This is a genomic window from Pedobacter sp. B4-66 (genome assembly GCF_018492665.1).
Taxonomy (GTDB): Bacteria; Bacteroidota; Bacteroidia; order Sphingobacteriales; family Sphingobacteriaceae; genus Pedobacter.
In genome coordinates this window covers 868,287-886,326 of sequence record NZ_JAFVME010000001.1, presented here as the reverse complement: position 1 = coordinate 886,326, position 18,040 = coordinate 868,287, and the positions used below count along the sequence as shown (strand labels likewise).

General features: G+C 36.2%; 14 protein-coding genes and 1 tRNA gene. 3 read left to right on the top strand and 12 right to left on the bottom strand.

The features are described 5' to 3' along the window. Position 1 precedes the first annotated feature (1 nt). From J1905_RS03580 to atpD, 9 genes are all read right to left on the bottom strand, one after another. On the bottom strand, positions 2-1,477 hold the full coding sequence (locus J1905_RS03580) for an ATP-binding cassette domain-containing protein (RefSeq protein WP_214225855.1): 1,476 nt from the start codon (positions 1,475-1,477) through the stop codon (positions 2-4). Positions 1,478-1,528: 51 nt separating this feature from the next. Continuing rightward, positions 1,529-3,010, bottom strand: a complete 1,482-nt coding sequence (ilvC, locus tag J1905_RS03575; RefSeq protein ID WP_108203324.1) for a ketol-acid reductoisomerase — start codon at positions 3,008-3,010, stop codon at positions 1,529-1,531. A 32-nt stretch (positions 3,011-3,042) separates the two neighbouring features. Continuing rightward, entirely contained in the window at positions 3,043-3,510 is a 468-nt protein-coding gene (locus tag J1905_RS03570) for a DinB family protein (protein ID WP_214225854.1), read from the bottom strand. A gap of 36 nt (positions 3,511-3,546) precedes the next feature. After that, positions 3,547-4,164, bottom strand: coding sequence for an acetolactate synthase small subunit (gene ilvN / locus J1905_RS03565; RefSeq protein ID WP_214225853.1), 618 nt, complete (start codon positions 4,162-4,164; stop codon positions 3,547-3,549). A 9-nt stretch (positions 4,165-4,173) separates the two neighbouring features. Continuing rightward, positions 4,174-5,913: a biosynthetic-type acetolactate synthase large subunit gene (gene ilvB, locus J1905_RS03560; protein WP_214225852.1), complete on the bottom strand. Its 1,740-nt coding sequence runs from the start codon at positions 5,911-5,913 to the stop codon at positions 4,174-4,176. 34 nt (positions 5,914-5,947) lie between these two features. Next, positions 5,948-7,645, bottom strand: coding sequence for a dihydroxy-acid dehydratase (gene ilvD, locus J1905_RS03555; protein WP_214225851.1), 1,698 nt, complete (start codon positions 7,643-7,645; stop codon positions 5,948-5,950). A gap of 43 nt (positions 7,646-7,688) precedes the next feature. After that, positions 7,689-8,579, bottom strand: coding sequence for a branched-chain amino acid transaminase (locus J1905_RS03550; protein ID WP_214225850.1), 891 nt, complete (start codon positions 8,577-8,579; stop codon positions 7,689-7,691). 578 nt (positions 8,580-9,157) lie between these two features. After that, complete coding sequence (atpC, locus tag J1905_RS03545; protein WP_108203330.1) at positions 9,158-9,400, bottom strand: ATP synthase F1 subunit epsilon; 243 nt, start codon at positions 9,398-9,400, stop codon at positions 9,158-9,160. 25 nt (positions 9,401-9,425) lie between these two features. Then, entirely contained in the window at positions 9,426-10,931 is a 1,506-nt protein-coding gene (gene atpD / locus J1905_RS03540) for a F0F1 ATP synthase subunit beta (protein WP_108203331.1), read from the bottom strand. Positions 10,932-11,170: 239 nt separating this feature from the next. On the opposite strand from atpD, the gene J1905_RS03535 reads away from it, so the two are divergent. The 3 genes from J1905_RS03535 to J1905_RS03525 all read left to right on the top strand — a co-directional run bounded on the left by J1905_RS03535 (position 11,171) and on the right by J1905_RS03525 (position 12,808). Then, on the top strand, positions 11,171-12,073 hold the full coding sequence (locus J1905_RS03535; protein ID WP_214225849.1) for an SDR family oxidoreductase: 903 nt from the start codon (positions 11,171-11,173) through the stop codon (positions 12,071-12,073). A gap of 82 nt (positions 12,074-12,155) precedes the next feature. Beyond that, positions 12,156-12,620 (top strand): redoxin domain-containing protein, encoded by a 465-nt coding sequence (locus tag J1905_RS03530; RefSeq protein WP_214225848.1) that lies wholly within the window; start codon positions 12,156-12,158, stop codon positions 12,618-12,620. Between the two features lie 111 nt (positions 12,621-12,731). Next, a tRNA-Arg gene (locus J1905_RS03525) sits at positions 12,732-12,808 on the top strand. A gap of 355 nt (positions 12,809-13,163) precedes the next feature. On the opposite strand, the gene J1905_RS03520 is transcribed toward J1905_RS03525, so the two are convergent. The 3 genes from J1905_RS03520 to J1905_RS03510 form a co-directional block, all read right to left on the bottom strand. Next, the gene (locus J1905_RS03520; protein WP_214225847.1) at positions 13,164-14,807 is read right to left on the bottom strand and encodes a recombinase family protein; all 1,644 of its coding nucleotides are present in this window, start codon (positions 14,805-14,807) and stop codon (positions 13,164-13,166) included. 828 nt (positions 14,808-15,635) lie between these two features. Then, the gene (locus J1905_RS03515; RefSeq protein WP_214225846.1) at positions 15,636-17,339 is read right to left on the bottom strand and encodes a response regulator; all 1,704 of its coding nucleotides are present in this window, start codon (positions 17,337-17,339) and stop codon (positions 15,636-15,638) included. Next, on the bottom strand, positions 17,311-18,039 hold the full coding sequence (locus J1905_RS03510; protein ID WP_214225845.1) for a hypothetical protein: 729 nt from the start codon (positions 18,037-18,039) through the stop codon (positions 17,311-17,313). The genes J1905_RS03515 and J1905_RS03510 overlap by 29 nt, the downstream gene beginning before the upstream one ends. Position 18,040: the final 1 nt, after the last annotated feature.

The window sequence follows — 18,040 nt, the reverse complement described above, 5'->3', positions numbered from 1 at the left end:
TTTAAGTTAGTATAGGTTTCTTGTGCAATATTTCAACGGAGTTTACCTCACCGTTCTCTAATAAAATTCTTTTCTCAATACAGCCCGGTATTTGTGATTCAAAATGGCCAACATATATTAGTGTTGTTCCGTTTTTGCACAATTCATCAACCAGTTTGTTAAAATGCAATGTTTGTTGTTGATCTAGTCCCTGGCAAGGTTCATCAAGTATCAGTAGCTCCGGATTTTTTACAATGGTACGGGCCAATAATGCCAATCTTTGTTTGCCAAGAGGAAGTTCATTCATCAAGGTGTTTTTGTATTCATCAAGCCCGAAATAATGAATTAATTCATCAGTCTGTGCTTTTTTTGAATATCCCGGATCGCAGAATAAGCCTGAGCTATCATAAAATCCTGAAACAATACTTTGCCAAACAGTTGCCGAAGGATCAAAATACCAATGTAATTCTGGTGATATTAAACCTATTCGTTCTTTAATCTCCCAGATACTTTCTCCGCTTCCTCTTTTGTTTCCAAATAAATGAAAATCATTAGCGTAAGCCTGAGGGTGATCGCCACAGATTAAACTTAACAGGGTTGATTTTCCAGAGCCATTATGACCATGTAACACCCACTTTTCACCTGCTTTAACTTCCCAGTTGATATCTTTTAATACCTGTTTTTCGCCATAGCTGATATTTACATTGATCATTTTAATGATCTCCTCTGAAGAAGCATTAACAACTGCTTCACTCAAAAATGTAGGAACCTGCTTGTCGAAGGTTTCTATATCATTCCAGCTACGTTCATCAGCAGAAATTTCTACTAGCTTGCCTTCTTCAATAGTCGCAATGCGATTGATGCATGATGGCAATTCGGTTTCATTGCTGATTAAAATCAACTGTGAACCAGCTTCAGAAATTTCTTCAAGTAAAAGGTTTAAGTTTTTACGTGAAAGTACATCCAACCCGTTATACGGAAGATCTAGGATTAACAATTGCGGCTTTAACCATAAGGCCTTAACCAATTGTAATTTCTTATGTTCTCCGCTGGATAACTGGATAAGTGTTGAGTTTTTCAATTCAGAAAAACCTAATGCGGCTAAAACTCTGTCTACTTCATTAAATTGAAGTGCATGTTTTTTGCCGAAACTTTCCAATTCAGCCTTTACTGTGGCTGTAGTTTCTGTAGACTGCTTATTGTAACGCTGTTGATAGTAGAAATTAGACTGACCTTCTAAGTCTTTAAATTGAAACCAATTAGCCACGTAGTAGGCTAATGCAGGTAAGCTGCTTTGAGCATTAAAACTAGTTTCAATATTGCTGTAACTATGGCCTATTCTAGCAATAGCTTTTGCTAATGAGGTTTTGCCACTTCCGCTTGTTCCGCATACCAACCAATTTTCATTAGCATTTATAGTCCAGTTCAAATCCTGCAACACAGGTTTGTTCCGGTACTTTAAATTTAGGTTGGTGATATGGACGACGGGTTTTGACATTATATTGTTTTTGTAAGCAGCTGTATCAGATACAGCTGCTTTACTTTATTGTTATGCTGTTTTGATCGATTTCATTGCAGTCATCGCTTTTCTTAATCTAGCGCCAACTACTTCTACTTCATGAGAACGAAGAACTTCATTGATAGCAATTAGTGTTCTGTTATCAACTGAACCATCTTTACCTTCGTTAAAGTTTTTACCAACTAAGTCAGTATCTACTTTAGTCATGAAATCTGCTAATAATGGTTTACAAGCGTAATCAAATAAGTAACAACCGTATTCAGCAGTATCAGAAATAACGCGGTTCATTTCGAACAACTTTTTACGTGCAATTGTATTTGCAATAAGTGGAGTTTCGTGTAATGACTCGTAGTAAGCAGATTCTGGTTTAATACCAGCTTGTACCATAGTTTCGAAAGCCAACTCAACACCTGCTCTAACAAAAGCAACCATTAAAGTATAGTTATCAAAATATTCTTGCTCACCAATTTTAACATCACCGGCAGGAGTTTTTTCAAAAGCAGTTTCGCCAGTAGCTGCACGCCATGCTAATAGGTTTTTATCACCAGCAGCCCAGTCTTCCATCATTGTGCGACTAAATTCACCGCTCATGATGTCATCCTGATGTTTTTGGAATAAAGGACGCATAATGTCTTTTAATTCTTCTGAGATTTCAAAAGCTTTAACTTTAGCTACATTGCTTAATCTGTCCATCATACCAGATACACCACCATGCTTTAATGCTTCAGTAATTACTTCAACACCGTATTGAACAAGTTTAGAAGCGTAACCAGCATCGATTCCTTTTTCAACCATTTTATCAAATGAAAGGATTGAACCAGTTTGTAACAAACCACAAAGGATAGTTTGCTCACCCATTAAATCTGATTTTACTTCAGCAACAAAAGATGATTTTAAAACACCAGCTCTGTGGCCACCGGTTCCAACACAGTAAGCTTTAGCTTGCGCTAAACCTTTTCCTTCAGGATCATTCTCAGGGTGTACAGCGATTAGGGTAGGTACACCAAAACCTCTTACATATTCTGCTCTTACTTCACTTCCAGGGCATTTTGGAGCTACCATGATAACCGTAATGTCTTTACGGATCTGCATTCCTTCTTCCACAATGTTGAAACCGTGTGAGTACAATAAAGTAGCACCTTGTTTCATTAACGGCATAACTGCGTTTACAACGGCAGTATGTTGTTTATCAGGAGTAAGGTTGATAACTACATCAGCTGTAGGAATTAATTCTTCGTAAGTGCCAACAGTAAAGTTGTTTTCTGTAGCATTTTTCCATGAATCTCTTTTGCCTTCGATAGCTTCTTTTCTTAAAGTATAGGCAACATTTAAACCACTATCTCTTAAATTTAAACCTTGGTTAAGGCCTTGTGCACCACAACCTACAATTACCAGTTTTTTTCCTTTTAGTGCATTTACGCCATCAAGAAATTCTGAACTGTCCATGAAATCGCAAACACCTAATTGGTTTAATTTTTCTCTAAGAGGTAATGTGTTAAAATAATTTGACATCGTTTTATTGGTTTTGTTTTTAAGGTTCTTATTTACTTATTATTTATTGCTTTTTTAATTGATGATGCACAGCCAAAATGAAAGGCATCATGTATCGGGAAAAACTGAATTGCTTCAATTGTACTGTTTAATTCTACGCCATAACTGGTAGTAAATGCATGGTAAGTTACGAAAACATTATTGCGTAAATCCTTAGCCAGGTCATCAATAGTACTGAGCATCAGTTTTTTTAAATCATTTATTTCTTCAGCTTCAATGAACTTTTCTGGTTTTGTTCCTTTTTGGTAAGACAAGATATACTGAGGGTCGATAGTAGGGGTAAGCCCGGCCAGCTTATAGCAAAGCAATTGCTGACTTACTATTATATGTCCGAAATTCCAGATCATATTGTTGTTAAAACCTGCAGGTACCTCATTTAATTCTTCAATTGTTGATGTTTCGATCAACTCAATAAAGTTTTTTCTTGTTTGTCTTATCGTTGCAAAAAGGTAATTCTCCATCTTATAGTTCTATAATGTTGATTCGCTTTTAGCGAATTACATGCTAAATACGTTTTTCTCTTTATCAAGGAATTCATTTTCAATCACATCCTCTCCCGGTTCTCTACGCTCAAACTCTCTAAGTTTGCGGTTAAAGCCATCGCTATCTTTAATGATCGCTACTCTTGCACTTCTAACAAACTCAATTAAACCGTAAGGCTGTAAAACCTCTATTAGTTTATCGGTTTCTTCTCTGTGTCCGGTAGTTTCAAAAACAGTATAATCTTTACGGATCACTACTGCTCTTGCGCCATTTTCGCGAAGTAAACGCTCTACTGATACTTTCTCTGCGATGGTATCAGTAGGCACTTTATATAATGCCAGTTCTTGCCAGATGATATCCTCGTTGGTATTGTAATATACTTTCAATACCTCAACTTGTTTCTCTATCTGACGGGCAAGCTTGCGAACAACCTCTTCAGTTTCATGAATCAGAATATTGAAACGGTGAATGTGTTCAATTTCTGAAGGAGAGGTGTTTAAGCTTTCAATGTTAATTTTTCTTCTTGAGAAGATGATGGCTATACGGTTAAGTATGCCGATTCTATTTTCGGTATATGCAGTAATCGTAAATTCCTGTTTTCCGGTTATTTCTATGTCGTTGGAATTGCTCATGATCTTTAATTATTTAAGTCTGATTTCGCTTACACTACTTCCTTGTGGAACCATTGGGAACACGTTGTGTTCTTTGGCAACCATTACCTCTAAAAGGTAAGAACCTTTGTGGTTCAACATTTCGTCTATTGCTGCACCAAGGTCTTCACGCTCTGAAACTTTTTTACCTGCGATGTAATATGAATCAGCAAGTTTTACAAAATCAGGACTGGTTATGTCAACAAAAGAGTAACGTTTTTCGTGGAACAATTGCTGCCACTGACGAACCATTCCTAAGAATCTGTTGTTCAAAATCATGATTTTAACATCGATGCCACTTTGCATAATGGTTCCTAATTCCTGACAAGTCATTTGGAAACCTCCATCACCAATAATGGCAACTACTGTACGATCCGGAGCACCAAACTTAGCCCCAATTGCAGCTGGTAAGCCAAAGCCCATAGTACCTAAGCCACCGCTAGTGATGTTACTTCTGGTTTTGTTAAACTTAGCATAACGACAAGCAATCATTTGATGTTGACCAACATCGGTAACAATAACAGCGTCACCTTTGGTTAACTCATTTAATTTATTGATAACCTCGCCCATGGTAAGTTCACCAGTTTCAGGGTTTAGTTCTTTTTGTATGACAGTTTCTTGCTCAGTTTTATCATAGGCTCTGAATTCTTCTACCCATTCAGTGTGTTCTTTCTGCTCAGCTAGTGCAGTTAATAACGGTAACGTTTCTTTACAATCGCCCCAAACCGGAACGTCTGCTTTTACGTTTTTATCAATTTCGGCAGGGTCGATATCCAAATGGATAACTTTAGCCTGTTTTGCATATTTATCTAAGCGGCCGGTAACACGGTCATCAAAACGCATTCCTATTGCAATTAAAACATCGCAAGAGTTGGTTTGTACGTTAGGGCCATAGTTACCATGCATACCAAGCATACCAACGTTTAATGGGTGATCTGTAGGGATAGCACCTGCACCTAATATTGTCCATGCCGCAGGAATACCTGTTTTCTCTACAAAAGCTTTAAACTCTTGCTCTGCATTACCTAATAATACACCTTGTCCGAATAAGATGAAAGGTTTTTTTGCGCTGTTAATTAACGCTGCTGCCTGCTCAATATATTCTTTTCTGATTAAAGGTTTTGGGCGGTAGCTACGGATATGTTCGCAAGGAGTGTATCCTTCATATTCGAACATTTGTAACTGCGCATTTTTGGTGATGTCAATTAAAACAGGACCTGGTCTACCGCTACGTGCAATGTAAAAAGCTTTTGCAAGTACACTAGGGATTTCATTGGCATCAGTTACCTGATAGTTCCATTTTGTTACTGGAGTAGTGATGTTAATTACATCAGTTTCCTGAAACGCATCAGTACCTAAAAGGTGCGCAAAAACCTGACCTGTGATGCAAACCATAGGGGTGCTGTCTATCTGAGCATCAGCCAAACCTGTTACCAGATTGGTTGCGCCAGGACCGCTGGTTGCAAAAACAACGCCGACTTTACCTGAAGTACGTGCATAACCTTGGCCGGCATGTGTGCCGCCTTGCTCATGGCGTACTAAAATATGTTGTAGTTTTTCTTTGTAATCGTATAGCGCATCATAAATAGGCATGATGGCTCCGCCCGGGTAACCAAAAATAGTATCGGTACCTTCGGCTATTAAACCTTCCAATAAAGCTACAGAGCCTGAAACAGTAGTTGTTTTTTTAGGTTCTGTTAAGGTTGTTGCTTCCTCGTGTGCTGTATCCATTGTTGTATATTTAGGTATAGGGGTTTCTAATTAATTAGTCAGTGTAAGCATCTGTAACACAGCCTTCGCTTGCATTGCTTACTTGTTTAAGGTATTTATAGAGTACTCCTTTGGTGACGGGCGGTGGTAACTGTGTCCAAACCGCACGACGGGTTGCCAATTGCTCTTCAGTTAAATGGACATCTATTGAGTTGTTTACTGCATCAATAGTAATGATGTCATCATCATGAACTAGCGCAATGTTTCCGCCATCCCATGCTTCAGGAGTGATGTGACCTACCACGAAACCGTGAGTACCACCAGAGAAACGACCATCTGTAATTAAAGCAACAGTTTTACCTAAGCCTGCACCAATAATCAATGAAGTAGGTTTCAGCATCTCAGGCATACCAGGGGCACCTTTAGGACCAACCTGTCTGATCACGACCACATCTCCACTTTTCAGGCGTCCACTCTGGATTCCAGCCATCAGGGATTTCTCTCCGTCAAATACACGGGCTGGGCCGGTAAATTTCTCTCCTTCTTTACCACTGATTTTAGCCACAGAACCTTTAGTTGCAAGGTTACCATAAAGCATTTGTAAGTGTCCGGTTTCTTTAATAGGGTCAGTTATAGGGAATATGATTTTTTGTTTATCAAAGTCAAGATCTACAGCATCAGCAACGTTCTCTGCTAAGGTTTTACCTGTAACAGTGATACAATCACCATGAACTAAGCCAACTTTTATCAGATATTTTAAAACAGCAGGTACACCACCAATTTCATGTAAATCTTCCATCAGGTAAGTTCCACTTGGTTTTAAATCGCCAAGTACAGGAGTGCTGTCGCTGATTTTTTGGAAATCGCTAAGTTGTAAGTTTAAGCCTACAGATTTAGCCATTGCAATTAAGTGCAACACTGCATTTGTAGAACCACCTAAAACCATTACAGTTACGATAGCATTGTGAAATGCTTTATCAGTCATGATATCTGAAGGAAGGATGTTTCTTTCCAATAAAACTCTGATGGCTTTACCAGCTTCTAAACATTCATTTCTTTTTTCTTCGCTTAATGCAGGGTAAGAAGAGCTATAAGGCAAACTCATACCCAAAGCCTCGATAGCAGAAGCCATAGTGTTAGCTGTATACATACCACCGCATGCACCAGCACCAGGGCAAGCATTTTTGATTACACCCTGGAAATCTTCTTCTGCTAAGTTACCAGCTAATTTTTGTCCCAGTGCTTCAAAAGCTGAAACAATGTTTAACGCTTTTCCCTGGTAGTTTCCAGAGTGGATACTTCCACCGTAAACCATGATAGATGGGCGATTTAAACGACCCATTGCCATGATAGAGCCTGGCATGTTTTTATCGCAACCAGGTATAGTGATTAATCCATCGTAGTATTGTCCACCACAAATGGTTTCAATTGAATCTGCAATAACATCTCTTGATACTAAAGAATAACGCATTCCTTCAGTTCCGTTTGACATCCCATCACTAACACCAATAGTGCTGAATGTTAAACCGACCATGTCATTTTTCCATACACCATCTTTAACAATTTTGGCTAAATCATTTAAATGCATGTTGCAGGTGTTTCCATCATATCCCATGCTGGCAATACCAACCTGAGCTTTATCCATATCTGCTTTAGTTAAACCAATTCCGTACAACATTGCTTGTGCAGCCGGTTGTGTTGGGTCTTGTGTAAAAGTTTTACTGTAGCGATTGATTTCTGGTGTTTGTGACATATTATGTGGTTAGGTCTTTTTTGTTATTTACTTATTATAATAGTTATATGATTACTTCGTAATTCTGTTTTTCTAATACCAATGATCTATAGGTACGTTGTATTGTTGCGCCAACACTCTCTGTCCATTTTAATGGGAATATATATTCGTCGACAGATGCTATTCCTGCAATTTCTGTAGCAGTACCACAGAAAAATGCACTATCTGCATGTTTCAGATCTTTTACAGTTAAATGTTTTTCAACAATTTCTATATCTAAAATATGGCATAGCTCTATTACCGTAGCGCGGGTTATTCCTGGCAAAATGTTTCCTAGAGGAGGGGTATACAATTTGCCATTTTTTTCGATAAAGATGTTAGCGCCCGGAGCTTCGGCAATATTACCATACATATCAAGTAATAAAGCTTCATCAAATCCTTTGCTCTTGGCTTCTGTAGTAGCTAGTATAGAGTTAACATAGTTACCGCTAACCTTAGCTTCAATAGGAGTGGACTTAGGGTTTGGACGCTCATAGCTTGAGATTGAAACTTTAAGCAATTTATGTCCAAGGTAAGCGTCCCAATCCCATACACAAATCATGATCGAAGCTTCTTTTGCTGCAACTAATGACATGGCTGGTGGACAGTATATTAAAGGACGGATATAAGCATCCTTTAAGTTGTTGATTTCTAATAATCGGTAAGTCTGCTTTATTAATTTGTTGATGTCCCATGTAAATGGAATATGTACTAATTCTGCAGAACGTTTTAATCTTTCGAAATGTTCTCTTGCTTTAAAAATACGGGTGCCGTTGTGAGTGCCGTAGGCTCTTATCCCTTCAAAAACTGCATAGCCGTAGTGTAACGACTGACCATACAAATCGGCATTTGCATCGGCTGCTTTTTCGAACCGCCCATTTAGGTAAAGAATGGTATTTGAGTTGAAATATTGCATTTTTTGTTAGGTATGTTTTTTGTATTTTAGATGTTTCATTAAAAAAGCGCCACTTGTGGTGGCGCTCTAGTATATTTTAAGTATTAAAATTCCTTTATAGCGCCTTTTCCTTCTGAATAATCAGTAGGAGAATTACATTGACAATTACAGTAAATAAGACGTTGATTGAAAGGTTCATATCGTTGTTTAATTTCTTGTTGTTTTATAGAATCCAATTTACCTCTTGGCGGTTAAACTATCAATAGGTTAATGAAAATAAATGAAAAAAAATATAATTCTGTTATTTTTGATTTATTTAAAATAATGTTCTTAATTTAATGTCATTTTCATATCTTAACGTGGTGGCTGCTATACCAAATATGAAATCGGTATTCGGTATAGGTGTTATGCTAGCATTATAAATTAGTGAGTTTTCTTCCTAAAATGTGGAAAACCTTGAAAAAGTTGATTGGAATGTTGTTTTTTTGGAAGGTGTTTTTTCCGTCATCTCTCCTAGCATCGAGATGACGATTGGGTATAAAAAAATAGCCTGTATCAATTTATGATACAGGCTATTTTAAATATTGTATGATTAAATATTAGGCAACCCCTTCGGCTAACACAATAATTTTGTTTTTTAAAACTTCAACTACGCCACCTTTAATGTTAAAGGTTTGATCGCCAGCTTTACATTTAATAATTACAGGTCCATCTTCTAAAGTAGAGATGATAGGTGCGTGGTCATGTAGTATCTGGAAAGAACCCATTGTACCCGGAACAGTAACTGCTGTTACGTCACCTTCAAAAACTTTCTTATCTGGGGTTAATATTTCTAGTGTCATATATATATTATGTACGCTTTAAAAATTAAGCGTTTGCTTCAGCTAATAGTTTTTTACCTTTTTCAATAGCTTCTTCAATGCTTCCAACTAAGTTAAATGCAGCTTCTGGATACTCATCAACTTCACCATCCATGATCATGTTAAATCCTTTGATGGTATCTTTAATGTCAACAAGAACTCCTTTTAAGCCTGTAAATTGCTCAGCAACGTGGAAAGGCTGAGACAAGAAACGCTGAACACGACGTGCACGTGATACAACTAATTTATCTTCTTCAGATAACTCGTCCATACCAAGAATTGCAATAATATCTTGTAATTCTTTATAGCGTTGTAATGTTTCTTTAACACGTTGAGCTGTGTTGTAGTGCTCATCACCTAAAACAGCTGGAGACAAGATACGTGATGTAGAATCCAATGGATCCACAGCAGGATAGATACCTAACTCAGCAATTTTACGAGACAATACAGTTGTAGCATCTAAGTGGGCGAAAGTTGTAGCCGGAGCCGGGTCAGTTAAATCATCCGCAGGAACATAAACAGCCTGTACAGAAGTAATTGAACCACGTTTAGTTGAAGTAATACGCTCTTGCATTAAACCCATCTCAGTAGCTAGGGTTGGTTGGTAACCTACAGCAGAAGGCATACGACCTAATAGTGCAGATACCTCAGAACCAGCCTGAGTGAAACGGAAGATGTTATCAACGAAGAAAAGGATATCTTTTCCAGCGCCTTCGCCATCACCATCACGGAAATATTCAGCAACTGTTAATCCTGATAATGCTACACGAGCACGTGCACCAGGAGGCTCGTTCATTTGACCGAAAACCAATGTTGCTTTAGATTCTTTTAATTTTTCAGTATCAACTTTACTCAAGTCCCATCCACCTTTTTCCATTGAATGAAGGAAATCTTCGCCGTAGTTGATTACACCAGATTCGATAAACTCACGTAAAAGGTCATTACCTTCACGAGTACGCTCACCAACACCGGCAAATACAGATAGACCAGCGTAAGCTTTTGCGATGTTGTTTACCAACTCCATGATCAATACTGTTTTACCTACCCCAGCACCACCAAATAAACCGATTTTACCACCTTTAGCATAAGGCTCTAGTAAGTCGATTACTTTAATACCTGTGAAAAGTACTTCAGTTTCAGTTGATAACTCATCAAATCTTGGAGGGGCATTGTGGATTGGTCTACCACCAGCTTTGCTAACAGTATTAATACCATCAATAGCTTCACCAACAACATTGAATAAGCGACCTTTAATTTGATCGCCAACTGGCATTTGAATAGGAGCACCAGTGTCTAATGCTTTCATTCCACGAACCAAACCATCGGTCGAGTCCATTGCGATTGCACGTACGCGGTCTTCACCAAGATGTTGTTGAACTTCTAAAACGACTTTCTGTCCGTTTTCTTTTTCAATCTCTAATGCAGAGAAAATTTGAGGTAAATGAGCATCGTCAGCAAAACTCACGTCAACTACCGGTCCTATAATCTGCGCTATTTTTCCAATGTTAGGCATATATTGTTTTGGGTAAAATTATAAATATCAATTTGTTAAAGGCTGTTTTATGGGCCTACAATTCGGTTTGCAAAGTTAAAATTTTTATACAAGAAATACATATATAAATAAAAAGTTTTTCCACAGTTTTTTAATCAATATTTTAGCGAGTATTATTGAGGCTCGAATTATGCCTTTTAACGCATTAAATAGTGATTTTTGCTGTATTATTGGTTGTTGAAAATTGTAAAGAAACATAAATGAAAACCATACTTGTAACAGGAAGTAACGGCCTTTTAGGTCAAAAAATAACGGAGCGGTTATTTACTACGAAGCAATTTAAGCTAATTGCAACATCAAAAGGAGGGGATCGTTTTCCTGTTAAGGATGGGTATATTTATGCTGAAATGAATATTCTGGATCCTCAGAATGTTAGGGAAGTTATAGAACGTTATAAACCTGATGCGATTATTCATACCGCAGCTTTAACCAATGTGGATACTTGTGAGGATCAAAAAGAACTCGCCTATCAGTTAAATGTAGAATCAGTAAAAACCCTGATCTCCATTTGCGAAGAATATGATATCCAACTGGTGCATTTATCAACCGACTTTATTTTTGATGGTGCTAATGGGCCTTATACAGAAGAGGCTGCTGTTAGTCCTTTAAGTTATTATGGGGAAACAAAAGTGGAAGCGGAGGAAGCTGTTAAAGCTTCGAAATGCAAATGGGCAATATTGCGTACTATATTAGTATATGGTATAGTGAGTGATATGAGTCGGAGTAATATAGTTTTATGGGCTAAGGGTGCTTTAGAAAAAGGCGCTCCAATAAATGTGGTTAACGATCAGTGGAGAATGCCTACGCTTGCTGAGGATTTAGCTGATTGTTGTCTGCTAGCGGTTGAGAAAGATGCGCAGGGGATATATAATGCTTCTGGAAAAGACATGATGAGTGTTTGTGAATTGGTCGAAAAAGTAGCAGATTATTGGAAACTTGATAAAAGCTTAATTCATGAGGTCAGTGCAGCAACGCTTAATCAAACTGCAAAACGACCGGTAAGAACAGGATTTGTATTAGATAAGTCTATCCATGACCTGGGATATAATCCTCACAGTTTTGAGGAAGGACTGGCAATTTTGGATGATCAATTAAAGAAGTAGTTACCAAGCGGTCATTTTTTGGTTTTTGATTTGAAACAAATCGTACACAAATTTATATTTGAAAAATAAACTTAATTACAATATGGCATTACAAGTTGGCGATAAAGCCCCGGATTTTAAATTATTCAGTTCAGAGTTGAAAGAGGTGTCTCTTTCGGATTATCAAGGTAAAAAAGTTGTAGTACACTTTTTTCCGATGGCATTTACAGGTGTTTGTACTGCTCAGCTATGTACTATGAGAGATAGTTTTGGTTATTATGAAGGAATGAATGCTGCAGTTGTAGGTATTTCCGTAGATTCTCCTTTTACTTTGGCTAAATTTAAAGAGGATCAGGCTTACCAGTTTCCTTTACTTTCGGATTTTAACAAAGAAATATCACAATCTTATGGTGCATTTTACGAAGATTTCGTCTTTAATTTAAAGGGAGTTTCTAAAAGAGCGGCTTTTGTTGTGGATGAAGAAGGAAAAATTATCCATTCTGAAGTTTTAGAAGATGCAGGTAATATGCCTGATTTTGATGCAATTAAGAAAGCAGTAGAAGCATAATACAGTTCTGTAAGGGTAATGTTTGGAATAATTTTATAAAAAATGTTGTTATTTTGAATTTCAAGCATTACTTTTGCAGTCCGTTAACGAAACGGAATTAATAAAAAAAACGCATTTGTAGCTCAATTGGATAGAGCATCTCACTACGGATGAGAAGGTTTGGGGTTCGAATCCCTACAAGTGCACCACGGAAAGAGGGGATTTCAGCAATGAAATTCCCTCTTTTTTTTATTCATATATCTGGTATTCAGATTATTACAATTTTTTGGGATTGGCTGATTTTTGACATTTAAAATCTTAGTGTTTTTAGAAATTTTTAAGTATTATTTTATTTAATATGCTGATATATAGATGTTTGCTTTGTTTTTTTTAATCAAAATTCTAAAAAAGGGTTCGATATCCGGAAGGGTGAGTTAAAGAGAGTCGAACCAAAGCAATATATCCCTAGTAGAGTAAAATTGTCGGTTTAATAAAAAACAGTTAATAGCGGGTGATTAGACATTGATTTTAGAAATTTTTATCCCCAGTAAAGTAATTCATTTTTTAACTATGAATGACCAGTTCTGCAAAGCTCTCTAGGAAAAATATAATATTTTGTGCATTTCTAGACTCAATACTTCGGTTATTGTTGTTTTCAAACTTTATTATTTCCTCAGATTCTTTCGAGTAAACAAATTCTTCTACTGAATTTGAATCGGAAATTGCTTGGATTTCAGTAATAGTATCCGAATTTTCATGCTCTAAATTGTAAATGAATTTGACTGCATCTGTGAAAAGGATATGAAAGTTCTTATCATCGCAAAGTATCCGTTTGTCGGTTAAGAGGTCGATTATTTTTCTTTTGTATGTAGTTTCAAATTGTTGGTAGGTTAAAGAGATAGTTGAGAATTTGTGCATAGCTTCAGCTATTATTTTTTCAGCTTTTGAAATCATAAACGCTGCGTTGTTCAAACTAGTTCCTATGCAGTTGATTTTGTATTCACAATCGGTTTTTATTGCCAAATAGTCATCATTGTCTATTTCACCTGATAATAAAAGTTCCTTGGCCTTGTTTAGCCTTTCAAATGTTCTTTCTATACTTTTAAAGATTTGAGATTGTGTATTTGAAGCTTCGCCGAAATGTTTGTTATAAACACGTTGTAAGACCACATGAAAAAGAGATAAATAGAATTTCCTGGGAATTAACTGTATTAACTCTTTTAGTACCAGTTCATCCATAGAATCGGCTCTAATTCGGAATTTACAACCATTCATACAGTGGTAGTAATGGTAATACGTATTTCTACCCTTCGAGGCACTACCTGTTAGGATCTTAAAGCATAGTGGGCATGTTAATAAACCTCTTAATGGTAGTTGATTATTAGTTTTGGTTCTACGTTGTGGTTTTGCATTGTTATTTAGTACCTGTTGAACTTGTTTAAAGACATCTTCAGATATTAATTTTTCATGCAGGCCATTTACTAAATACCGATTTTCTTGTTCGTACGCCGGAATTATGATCTTACCACAATAAATAGGATTTCGGATCATCAGCCAGAAATTATTTGAGCTACATTTAAATCCGTTCTCTATTGCTTCGTTATAAATAAAACGTGTGGAATGATATCCTTTCGCCAATTCGATAAAAATGTTCTTGATAAAGGTCGCCTCTGGCTCTTTGGGTATTATGCATTTTTTGCCATCGATTAAGGTGATATTCATATATCCTATCGGTGCATGACACATATATCGTCCCTCTTGTTTTGCTTTACGCATACCTTGTCTGACATTCAAACTTCGCCTGTCATTTTCTACTTCGGATGTTGCAAGGTAAATAGCGAGCATTATTTTATTTTCTGGAATAGCTAGGTTAAGAGGTTGATCAATGGCCTTGGTTTCAATGTTCATCTTTTTAAGCCTCTCAATCATGAAATATGCATCAGCAGCGTTTCTACTGAATCTATCCCATCTTGAGAATAAAATAAAGTTGGGTCTGTTTGCCCTATTACAGTTTAAGCTTAAGAATAATTTTGACCACTCGGGCCTATTGAAGGTTTTTGCTGAATGATCTTCATATACGACCTGTAAGATTTGAATTTTATTAGCGAAACAGAACTTTTCTAAACGTTCTCTTTGACTTTGCTGTGAGTATCCTTTTTGTGCCTGCTCATCAGTGCTTACACGAATATATAGTGTTGCAGTTTGCATGATGGAGATTAGATGAATGATTGCATCTTTGGTTTAAAATCATGTCCATATATAGAAGTAAGATGACAATTTTGTTATAGCCTGTGTAAGGCAGGCTTATCTGGAAGTTAAAAACCTGGCAGTTGTCAAAAAAAGGTTTTGGAGTTGAAAAACGAAGAAAGCAAATAACAGTAAAGGGCTTTTTAGTTTTATGCAGGATATTTACATTCGTCTAAGGATCTTAATTAACAAATCATGATAAATCTCGCAGATTTTAAGTCAATAGAAGGCGAAGTCGAGTTTGCTTTGAATCAACTATTTGATCATTTGGAAGCTAAGGTGTATATTTTCAGATAGTAGACACGTTATTTCGGGCCAAATTGTTTACCCGAACTTCTGGCCTTCATCTCGGGAGGGATCTTAGTCTTTAGGCCGAATATATTCAAATCCAGAGAATTCGACCTTACCCATTTTTAGATACGCTTTTTTGTTTTTAGCATTTTGATTGACAAAGGATAGCTCCTAAGGCTGTTTTTGTGTTCTGAGAGGGATTGTGATACCAATTGATAAATCTGTTGATCTGAAGAAGTTTTTATTGATTGCTTCAGAATTTTGCTCTAAAACGCAATTAGGGGGGCGCTATTTAATTTTTGATGATCAAAATGAATATCAGTCCACAGCGATTCTCTTGAAGTTAAAAACCTCTTAAAATTAGCCGGATGGTCATTTTTCAGAGAAATCGACTGATCATTTTTTGCCGTAATATGAGGCCACGTTCCGCGAAAGAGGTGGCCTCATATGGAATAATCCCCAAAAATGTCACAGAATCTCCAAGCGGACTTTTCATTTCTATTTAGAAGTCAAAAATAACTGCACTAATTCTAAAATTTCGAAAACTTCAGATATTTGTATATCACCTTTATTTGTGCCGTGTCCTGCTTTTGTATTTCTAAGGTGATTTAGTTTGCCCCAATTTAACAAGTATGAGTTGTTTTTTGAAAATTTTAAATAAAGAATAAATGATATTTTTGCTAGTGTCGTTGCGCTGCTAGCATCTATGTTTTTTTCAATCTCAAAATAACCGAAATTATTCAATCCTGAACCTGTGATAAATTTTAAACACCATTCATTATCAGTTGAATCTATTGCAAGTTTATCCGAATCAACAAACCAACTACCAGTTTGATCATCCTTGCAATAGTTCTCTTTTTGATTGCTATAATCTTCTAAAATTTGGAAAAACGTTAGAAAAGCGAAACTCAGATATTTTTCTTTTTTATAAGATTTTTCAAGCAAGGTAAAACCTGTTTCAAGTCCCGATTTCGCTCTGTCATAAAAAGCTTGATATGAGTGGCTTCTATTGGTCGTATCAGAATTAATAACTTCAATACATTTGTTTTGTATTAAGTGAATATCTTTGAGAAATTTGTAATAAAAACACTCAGTCACTTCGTCTCTGAAGTTCTCGTAATTTTTCTCCGAAAATGCATTTGTAAAATTAAATTCAGGACCTTCTTTTAGGTAATAGCCATTTGCACCTTCATCCAGAAGGTATTTAAGATTCCAAGTTTTATTAGAAGCTGTAAAAATAATAGCTTGATTGCCATTGTTTAATTCTTTTATTTTTTTAAAAACCTTTATGCCGGAAAAATTTCTGGTATTAGCTTCGTCCTCTTCATCAAGCCCATTCAATCTAAGGTCAATTAAAAAGAGGTCAAAGTTACCACCTTCTATAAGATCTTTGTTGTCCTGACTAAAAGCATCATAATCTTTAACTTTTTGATTTATAACTTTAAAATCTTCTGCTTGGCTAGTCTTGAATATTTTTCTTAATACAGGCTCCCAGCCTTTATCAGCTTCATCATCAATCAAAAGAATTTTCATGTCTTTTGATGCAATTTTAATTGGATCGCCGAGTACTATATTTCCAATTATTTTGATTCCCCCTGGATTTAAAGTGGAGAAATCAAAATTAAAAGCAGAGACAAATTTCAGATATAATTGTGCTCGCTGCTTTTTTAAAGTATCATTATTTTCAAATACTCTTGTTTTTGCTACTTTATCCAAAGTATAAGCCCCCCATATGTTTGCTAAGGAATGTTTCCCAAGAGTTTCATCTGGTCTTATAGTGACAACATCTAGAAATCCTGTTTTATATTCGTGTACCAAAATGGGCTTCACTTCGCTTATTTCAGTTTTAACTTTATCTGGATTAATGAAGTAACTTCCCACTGTTGAGAAAATATGCCCATAAATCTTAGATTTTATAAGAATTTGATATAGGGTTTGTGTTGATGTGAAAACTATTGGAATTAGCGATTTTTCTTTCAAGTCATCTAATGAGAGTCTAATATGAAGGGCAATTTTTATCAATTGCACAATTTGTTCACTATTGGAAGGTAAAGTAATAATTAGCGCTGAGATATCTTCTTTAAAGAGCGCTATTGTCCAATCATTTAATTCTGCTTCTAAAAGTTCGGGAACTAATGTGAATTTTGTACCAAATACCTCTGCTAAACTTTTATCAAATCCAATTGTGTAAATTTTTTCCATGTTTTGTGTAGCTCTCATTAATTGAATTTATATTGTAGCGGAACTTGCCTACTGTAATTGGATTATCTTCAATACGTTCAATAATCTGATCTGTGGTAACGTCTAAGTTAGCAGTTGATATAAAATCTCTAAAATCGCTTAGGGGTGCAATATCGGTAATTTTTAGAATATCATCCTCACCTTTTCCAGCAATACCAATCAATATATTCTCGCTCATCTTCTCCAGTTCGTATTGGATAAAGTTCTTCCCGTATGCGAGGATACGTAACTCTACTGCTCCTGTACTATTAAAATGTTCTAAAAAATCATATAAACGAACATAGAAGTCATTTTTCTTTATCTCTTGTAGGAAATAGGGAGATTTCTTATAATCGAAAACCACGTTTCCCATTCCATTACTAAACAACACCAGTGGTATCTGCTCTCCAAACACTGAAATAGATTCTTTAATTTTAATTACATTTGAATTATCACCTTTAATAAATTCGTTATTTTCATCTACACCCTCTGTTGTCGAATGCATTAGAATACATTTAGCTTCATTTAAAAAAAGCAGATGATCTAATTGACTCTTATCACCATCGCTAGGTATTTTATCTATAGTAATAAGGATATCAGAAAAAGTTCCATCATCAACGAAGCTGATACTGTAATTTGCTTTACGCTGATCGGCTTGATTGTCATCTATAAGATAAATCATT

Excerpts from the sequence above, each read along its gene's own strand:
- J1905_RS03580 (WP_214225855.1), bottom strand. The coding sequence starts at position 1,477 with ATGTCAAAACCCGTCGTCCATATCACCAACCTAAATTTAAAGTACCGG.
- J1905_RS03550 (WP_214225850.1), bottom strand. The coding sequence starts at position 8,579 with ATGCAATATTTCAACTCAAATACCATTCTTTACCTAAATGGGCGGTTC.
- J1905_RS03530 (WP_214225848.1), top strand. The coding sequence starts at position 12,156 with ATGGCATTACAAGTTGGCGATAAAGCCCCGGATTTTAAATTATTCAGT.
- J1905_RS03515 (WP_214225846.1), bottom strand. The coding sequence starts at position 17,339 with ATGGAAAAAATTTACACAATTGGATTTGATAAAAGTTTAGCAGAGGTA.
- ilvC (WP_108203324.1), bottom strand. The coding sequence starts at position 3,010 with ATGTCAAATTATTTTAACACATTACCTCTTAGAGAAAAATTAAACCAA.
- atpD (WP_108203331.1), bottom strand. The coding sequence starts at position 10,931 with ATGCCTAACATTGGAAAAATAGCGCAGATTATAGGACCGGTAGTTGAC.
- J1905_RS03510 (WP_214225845.1), bottom strand. The coding sequence starts at position 18,039 with ATGATTTATCTTATAGATGACAATCAAGCCGATCAGCGTAAAGCAAAT.
- ilvN (WP_214225853.1), bottom strand. The coding sequence starts at position 4,164 with ATGAGCAATTCCAACGACATAGAAATAACCGGAAAACAGGAATTTACG.
- ilvB (WP_214225852.1), bottom strand. The coding sequence starts at position 5,913 with ATGGATACAGCACACGAGGAAGCAACAACCTTAACAGAACCTAAAAAA.
- J1905_RS03570 (WP_214225854.1), bottom strand. The coding sequence starts at position 3,510 with ATGGAGAATTACCTTTTTGCAACGATAAGACAAACAAGAAAAAACTTT.
- atpC (WP_108203330.1), bottom strand. The coding sequence starts at position 9,400 with ATGACACTAGAAATATTAACCCCAGATAAGAAAGTTTTTGAAGGTGAC.
- ilvD (WP_214225851.1), bottom strand. The coding sequence starts at position 7,645 with ATGTCACAAACACCAGAAATCAATCGCTACAGTAAAACTTTTACACAA.
- J1905_RS03520 (WP_214225847.1), bottom strand. The coding sequence starts at position 14,807 with ATGCAAACTGCAACACTATATATTCGTGTAAGCACTGATGAGCAGGCA.
- J1905_RS03535 (WP_214225849.1), top strand. The coding sequence starts at position 11,171 with ATGAAAACCATACTTGTAACAGGAAGTAACGGCCTTTTAGGTCAAAAA.